Origin of the sequence: Streptomyces sp. NPDC015032 (assembly GCF_043080425.1) — a bacterium.
GTDB lineage: Bacteria > Actinomycetota > Actinomycetes > Streptomycetales > Streptomycetaceae > Streptomyces.
This window is the reverse complement of record NZ_JBIBVN010000031.1, coordinates 77,809-84,115: the sequence shown is the minus strand read 5'-3', so window position 1 is coordinate 84,115 and position 6,307 is coordinate 77,809. Positions and strand designations below refer to the sequence as shown.

8 protein-coding genes are annotated in these 6,307 nt (G+C 66.9%); 7 read left to right on the top strand and 1 reads right to left on the bottom strand.

The annotated features are described in order from the left end of the window. Positions 1 to 481: 481 nt before the first annotated feature. The 4 genes from ACF08M_RS31645 to ACF08M_RS31630 all read left to right on the top strand — a co-directional run bounded on the left by ACF08M_RS31645 (position 482) and on the right by ACF08M_RS31630 (position 3,532). On the top strand, positions 482 to 1,375 hold the full coding sequence (locus ACF08M_RS31645; RefSeq protein ID WP_392188695.1) for a phosphatidylinositol-specific phospholipase C: 894 nt from the start codon (positions 482 to 484) through the stop codon (positions 1,373 to 1,375). Positions 1,376 to 1,557: 182 nt separating this feature from the next. Continuing rightward, positions 1,558 to 1,914 (top strand): hypothetical protein, encoded by a 357-nt coding sequence (locus ACF08M_RS31640; RefSeq protein ID WP_392188694.1) that lies wholly within the window; start codon positions 1,558 to 1,560, stop codon positions 1,912 to 1,914. After that, the gene (locus ACF08M_RS31635) at positions 1,911 to 2,657 is read left to right on the top strand and encodes a hypothetical protein (protein WP_392188693.1); all 747 of its coding nucleotides are present in this window, start codon (positions 1,911 to 1,913) and stop codon (positions 2,655 to 2,657) included. Before ACF08M_RS31640 ends, ACF08M_RS31635 begins: the two co-directional genes overlap by 4 nt. Positions 2,658 to 2,782: 125 nt before the next feature. Then, a complete protein-coding gene (locus ACF08M_RS31630) occupies positions 2,783 to 3,532 on the top strand; it encodes a transporter substrate-binding domain-containing protein (protein ID WP_392188692.1) in 750 nt (249 codons plus the stop codon). Between the two features lie 212 nt (positions 3,533 to 3,744). Here ACF08M_RS31630 and ACF08M_RS31625 read toward each other — a convergent pair whose 3' ends face one another. After that, complete coding sequence (locus ACF08M_RS31625) at positions 3,745 to 4,212, bottom strand: hypothetical protein (protein ID WP_392188691.1); 468 nt, start codon at positions 4,210 to 4,212, stop codon at positions 3,745 to 3,747. Positions 4,213 to 4,290: 78 nt separating this feature from the next. On the opposite strand from ACF08M_RS31625, the gene ACF08M_RS31620 reads away from it, so the two are divergent. The 3 genes from ACF08M_RS31620 (at position 4,291) to ACF08M_RS31610 (ending at position 6,284) form a co-directional block, all read left to right on the top strand. Further along, positions 4,291 to 5,133, top strand: a complete 843-nt coding sequence (locus tag ACF08M_RS31620; protein WP_392188690.1) for a hypothetical protein — start codon at positions 4,291 to 4,293, stop codon at positions 5,131 to 5,133. Between the two features lie 130 nt (positions 5,134 to 5,263). Further along, on the top strand, positions 5,264 to 5,710 hold the full coding sequence (locus tag ACF08M_RS31615; RefSeq protein WP_392188689.1) for a helix-turn-helix domain-containing protein: 447 nt from the start codon (positions 5,264 to 5,266) through the stop codon (positions 5,708 to 5,710). Positions 5,711 to 5,750: 40 nt separating this feature from the next. Continuing rightward, entirely contained in the window at positions 5,751 to 6,284 is a 534-nt protein-coding gene (locus ACF08M_RS31610; protein ID WP_392188688.1) for a putative toxin-antitoxin system toxin component, PIN family, read from the top strand. The last annotated feature ends 23 nt before the right edge of the window (positions 6,285 to 6,307 follow it).

Genomic DNA, 6,307 nt, shown 5'->3' with positions numbered 1-6,307 from the left:
GCGACAGCCGGGCCACCACCATTCTCACAACCAGCCCGCAACAGAGAAACGGCCCGCCGGAGAAATCGACGGACCGTCATGCAAGATCGAGGCTAGACGTCAAACACTTGAAACGGGCTCGCGTAAAACGCTAGCTTCGGGTTGCACCTCCAGTCGAGTCGGCTCCTCGGTGAGCCGTGTCTGGAATGCGCAACCCCGCTCAATTCTGCGCCAGTTGAACGGGGTTCCGAAGGACCGCCCCGCGCCTGCCGCTCGTCACGCCGGCCACAGTCGCGGGGCGGTCCCGATGCGGCATCAGGAGGCATCCCCGTGCGCGAACAGCAACCCACACCGCCCGCAACGCGCGTGTTCTGGTGCGAGCGGGTCGCCTATCGGCTCCGCCACGGCCCGTGACAGTTGCCGTCCGCCCTGTTCCTGTAGTGACGTGCACCCGTCATAATCTGACGGCTGACCCCCCACGGCAGACGGAGGCACTCCCCGCATGAGCCCCTACACCGCCACCCGCCGGAACTTCCTGGCCGGCGCCCTCGCCGCCACCGCCACCGCCGTCATCGGCGCGGCACCCGCCGGCGCCGAGTCCCGGCGGGCCCTCGCCACCCAGGACTGGATGGGTGCCCTTCCCGACGCCACCGCGCTGCAACGCCTCACGATCCCCGGCTCGCACGACTCCGGCGCCCGCTACGGCGGGCCCTGGACGGAGTGTCAGAACACCACCGTCGCCGACCAGTTGAACAGTGGGCTGCGGTTTCTGGACGTACGGTGCCGGATCACCGGTGACTCGTTCGCCATCCACCACGGTGCCTCGTACCAGAACCTGATGTTCGGCGATGTGCTCGGCGCCTGCTGGGACTTCCTGGTGGCTCATCCCGCCGAGACCGTGCTGATGCGGGTCAAGCAGGAATACTCCGAGGAGAGCGATGCGGAGTTCCGGCGGATCTTCGACCTCTATCTCGACGGCAAGGGGTGGCGGCCGCTGTTCCGTATCGGCCCGGCTCTCCCCTCGCTCGGGGAGGCGCGCGGAAAGGTGGTGCTGCTCGCCGACAATGGAGGCCTGCCCGGCGTCCGGTACGCCGACCCGGAACTCTTCGACATCCAGGACGACTACATGGCGGAGCCGTTCGCCAAGTACCCCAAGATCGAGTCCCAGTTCCACAAGGCCGCCCAGCAGCCCGGGAAGCTGTACATGAACTACGTCAGCACCGCGGCCCTGATGCCGCCGCGCTGGAACGCGGACCGGCTCAACCCGCAGGTGCAGTCGTTCCTGGACGGCCCCGAGGCGGCGGGCTGGACCGGGCTCGGCATCGTCCCGCTGGACTTCCCGGCCACCCGCTCGGGGCTGGTCGAATCGCTGATCAGGCACAACCTCGGGGTCTGACCGGCCCGACGGGGGCTGTATGCCGCCGAGAGCCCCTGTGCGTGCACCGGGGGCCGGCAAAGCCCCGTACGGTCCCTGTGGCGCGATTTCATTTCGGCCGAAAACTACTCGTGGTCCGGACTGTTTCTCCGTACCGGCCCCGGCTCATGGGCCTAACGTGGGATGCAACAAAGCTTCACATCGTGGGAGTTGAAGTGAGTGAAGATCTCGGAGCGATTGCAGTGACGACGGGCGTAAATGCTCTTGTCGGTCTCATCGGCAGCGTGCCCTGGTCGGAGGTGGTCAGCCGTGTCAGGGGAGTGCTGAGTCGTCGCGGACGTGATGTCGAACCCGGGCTGGCGCGGGCTCTGGAGGATCAGGGCGACGGTGAGCGCGAGCAACGGCTGGCGACCGCCCTGACGACGCTTTCATCGGAAGATCTGGCTGCCGTCCTGGGGGAGTTGAAATCCCTGAGCCATCAGACGACGGTCACGGTCAGCGGCGGACAGAGTGCAGTCAACAGTGGCTCCGGAGACCAGAACGTCACGTTCAACTCATGAATGGTGAAAGGGGGGCCGACCCGCCCCCGCATCGGACGCAGGTTGAGGCGAAGGGCGGCAGCAACGCCTTCAATACCGGTTCGGGCAACCAGTATGTGAAGTTCGGTGGTGTCTGGGTTCAGACTGTGGTGCTGATCGCCGGCGTGGCTGGAGCCTCGGTCGGAATTTTCATGGCTCCCGAGGCGTCCGAAGCCCAGTATGTCTTCTACTGCGCATTGCTGATCCTTTGCGTGATCACATCTGTGGTCTGTCTCTGGTTCGCCTGCGACGGAGTGAGAAAAAGGCTCGTCGCATTCGTCGGACTGGTCGCCGCTGCTGTGGCGAGCACGGCAATCGCGGCCGGTTCATACAAATTGCTGGCCGACCACGGTGACCTGGACGCGCACATCACCGTCCGGCGCGACAGGCCAATGGGAAACCGCGACGAGGCCGAGATGGCCGTGGACGCGGCCTCTTCTCGTTCGCATCTCCGGATACAGGTCTTCATCGAGGACAAGCTTTCCACCGATATGTGTCACAGTGATTCGACCGTCTCGGTAATGCCCGTCGTGGACGGCAAGCCTCTGAAGGATGAGGCGGTCGCATTGGCCAATGAAGAGGTGGGCGATATCAACCTGCATGGTGCTCGCGAACGTGTCACCTTGCGGGCCGTGGTCGATACGTCGCAATCCGGTGAGAACTGCCGGTTGAACCTCCGATTCGACTCTGCCGTCCTGCACGACCATGAATGGTGGCTTCCGTGAGGAGAAGGAGGAGGACGATGGGGTCGTCCCGGGTTGCTCTGGCAGGTTGCGGTCTTTTATTCCTCGCAGCGGCCTCCGGGTGCGGGTCGGACGAGTGGCCCGCAACCGAGGAGGCCCATATCGGGGTGAAGGCCGACCAGCCCGGGACCGGTTACAAGAATGGTACGTATGGTTCGTACTCCGGCTTCGACATCAGGATCGCCTACATGGCCGCTGGTGCGCTGGGTAAAGAACCCAAGTTTGATGATGTGGCATCCGACGAACGGCAGACGGCTCTCGGCAGGGAGACCCCCCATCTCGTCGTCGCGACGTTCTCGATCACCGACGACCGCTTGGCCGGGAAGACCACCAAGCCGGCCGTCGACTTCGTGGGACCGTACGCCAAGACCCAATCGGGCATCCTGGTGCGCGAGGGAGACCGTCCAGGCATCCACGATCTGCCCGACCTGAAGGACAAAAGAGTGTGCACCTGGCCCGGAACGACGTCCGGTGTCATGGCATCCGATGTTCTGCCCCATTACCAGGAGGTGGAAGCGGATGACGCCGGGGACTGTGTGCGGAGACTGACCGGGAAACAAGGCGTGGACGCCGTTTTCACAGACACGTTGTTGCTTCAAGGATTCGCGCAGAAGGACAAGAGTCTGGAAGTTGTGGCGCCGAAGTCCGGAAATTTCCAGTACTACGGCATCGCGCTCCCCAAGGGGCATCGTGATGCGTGCGAGAAGATCAAAGGGGAACTCAAGCGGTACATGGGTTCGGGCGACTGGGACCGGGATTTCTCCACGAATTTCCCCTCGATCAAGAACATGGGTGCTTATAAACCCACACCTTTGCAGGTCGAGAAGTTTTCCTGCCGGGACAAGGTGGGCCGGTGAGGGCACATTCTTCCCGTCGCGTTGGCGGTCCCCGCCGCACAGCCCCGGCGGCGGCTGCGGAGCCCCCGGGAGCCGGATCGCCGCCACCGTGCCGTCGCCGTCCGGCGCCGGGCGCAGGCCGACTTCGCCGCCCGCCTGCTGGACCGTGCGGGTGCGTGCGGACGCCCTGACGGCGCGGCGCGGTGCGGTGCCGCGTCGTGGGTGGATGCGGTTCAGGCGGACGCCGTGCGGGCCGACGCGAAGTAGGACGAGGACTCCCGCGTCCACAGCAGAGCGACGGCTGTCAGGCCCGCCGCGCACGGCAGGACGCCGGCCACCGTCATCACCAGGGGGTGCGGCTGGCCGAAGTTGTACACGGCCAGGGCGGTGCCCAGCACCACGGCCACGGACCCGGCCCCGCGCGCCCAGCGCCGGCCGCGGCGGCTCGCCCATGCCATCGCCGCGAACAGGGCGGTGCCCAGCACGGCGAGCGTGAACAGGTACGTGAGGATGCTCGACTCGGCCATCCCGATCTGGTCGGCGCCGCGCTGCGGGTAGGTCTGCCGGAGCCGCTGGGCCAGGCCGCTCCCCGCGGCCTGGTCGACGACGATCACGCCCGCACCGGCCGCGGCCAGGGCGGTGGCCGCGTACAGGGCGCGCGCGGCCGTGCGGACGGATGCGGGGAGATGCTGCGTGGACATGGATCCTCCCGGAACGAAGAGCAGTGATGAAACTTGAGATATCATGTCTCAAGTGCTGCTGGAAGGATAGAAGGCCAGATGACGAACGAGCAACCCCAGGCAGGGCCGACCCGGCGCCGTCGCCGCTTCACCGACGCCGAGACCGCGCAGCGCATGCTCGACGCGGCCATGGTGATGGTCGGGCGCACCGGCCTGACTGTGAGCCTGGAGCATCTCGGCTTCGAGGACGTCATTCGCGAGGCCGGTGTGGCGCGCGCCGCCGTCTACCGCCGCTGGCCCTACAAGGGCCTGTTCTTCAGCGACCTGCTCAAGGAGCTCGCCCGAAACGCGCCTGCCGTGGCCGGTGCCGACGGCCGGATCGGTGAGGAGGCCGTCCGGCGACTGGTCCGCGACCGGATCGACCGGTTCGCCACCGCCCAGGGGCGCAGAGAGCTGTGCGTCGAAGTGCTGCGGCAGGGTGCCCTGCGGGACTTCGAGGCCATGCACGCCTCGACGCGGTGGCGTACGTACATCGCCCTGCATGCCACCTTCCTCAGCCTGGCCGACGGTGACCTCCGGCAGGAGGTCCAGGCCGCGCTCGCGGTCGCCGAACGGGACCTGAACGACCGGATCGCCCGCTCCTACAGGCGTCTGGCCGCTCTGTTCGGCCTGCGCCTGCGCCCCGATCTCCCGCTCACCTTCGAGGAGTTGGCCACCCAGCTGAGCGCCACCATGCGCGGCTTCGTCCTCGCCGCGCCGGCCCGGCCCGACCTCGCCGAACGGCAGCTCGGACCGGGCGTCTTCGGTGTGACGGGCGAGGCCGAGTGGTCCCGGCCGGCCCTGGGTGTCACCGCGACCGCCCTGTCCTTCCTCGAACCCGACCCCGGGGTGGAATGGGACGAGGAGCGCCTCGCGCGGGTGCGGCGGATGCTGGGGGAATGACGCTCCTGGTCCGGGCGTGGGCCCGTACACGGTGTCCGTGTCCGTCCCGTGCGGGAGCCTGCCTCGGATCAGCGCTTGCGTTTCTTTCGAATTCTGCGATGCTTGAGCCATCCAAGAAGGAGACAGAGCCATGCACAGCACCGTCGAGGATCGAACCCTCCTGCCCGAGCACCGTGCGGAGATCGCTGAGCTCCGCGCATTTCTCGACCAGGCCCCGCAGGCCGATGAACCAGCACTGTTGCGTGGCCCCGACGGCACCTTCCGTTCTCTGCCGCCGGAGGTCTACGAAGCCCTCATGGCGGTCGTCCGCGCACTGTCGGAGGGCAAGGCGGTCACGGTCGCCCCGGTGAACACCACCCTGACCACACAGGAGGCGGCGGACCTGCTCGGAGTCAGCAGACCGACCTTCGTGAAGATCCTGGACGAGGGAGGACTGCCCTTCTCCCGCCCGGGGCGGCACCGCAGGGTGCTGCTGGCGGACGTGCTCGCCTACAAGGAGAAGCGCCGTACACAGCGTCGAAGTGGGTTGGACGAGCTAGTGGAGCTGACCGAGGACGCAGGCCTCTACGACGCCTGAGATTTCATGACACCGAGCGAACTGGAGTGATGTGCAGCGCGTGGTTCTGGACACGTGTGTCCTCTTCCCGAACTACCTGAGGGACACCTTGCTCCGGCTGGCCGGAGCAGAGCTCTACGAGCCGCTCTGGTCGGCCGACATCCTGGAGGAGCTGCGGCGCAATCTGGCCGAGAAGGTGACTTCGACAACAGCCAAGAACGTCGTCGAGGCCATGGCGGGAGCCTTCCCGTACAGCGCGGTGACGGGATACGCGGGACTCGTCCCCGTAATGACGGACGACCCGAAGGACCGCCATGTGCTGGCGGCGGCGGTCTGCGGGCAGGCGCACGCCGTGGTCACGCTCAACATGAGGGATTTTCCGCCTTCGGCGGCGGATCCGTACGAGGTCGAGGTTCTCCGCCCCGACGACTTTCTGTTGGACATGCTGGACCTGGCTCCCGTCGAGGTGACAGGTGTCCTGCGTGATCAAGCCGTTCGTTACCGGCGGGAGCCCCGCGACCTGCACGGACTGCTGGACCGGCTCGCGGTCGGCGGGGCGCCGCAGTTCGCCGCCGAGTTCCGACGTCGGCTCTGAGCGGCGGCCGCTGCGGGACCCTG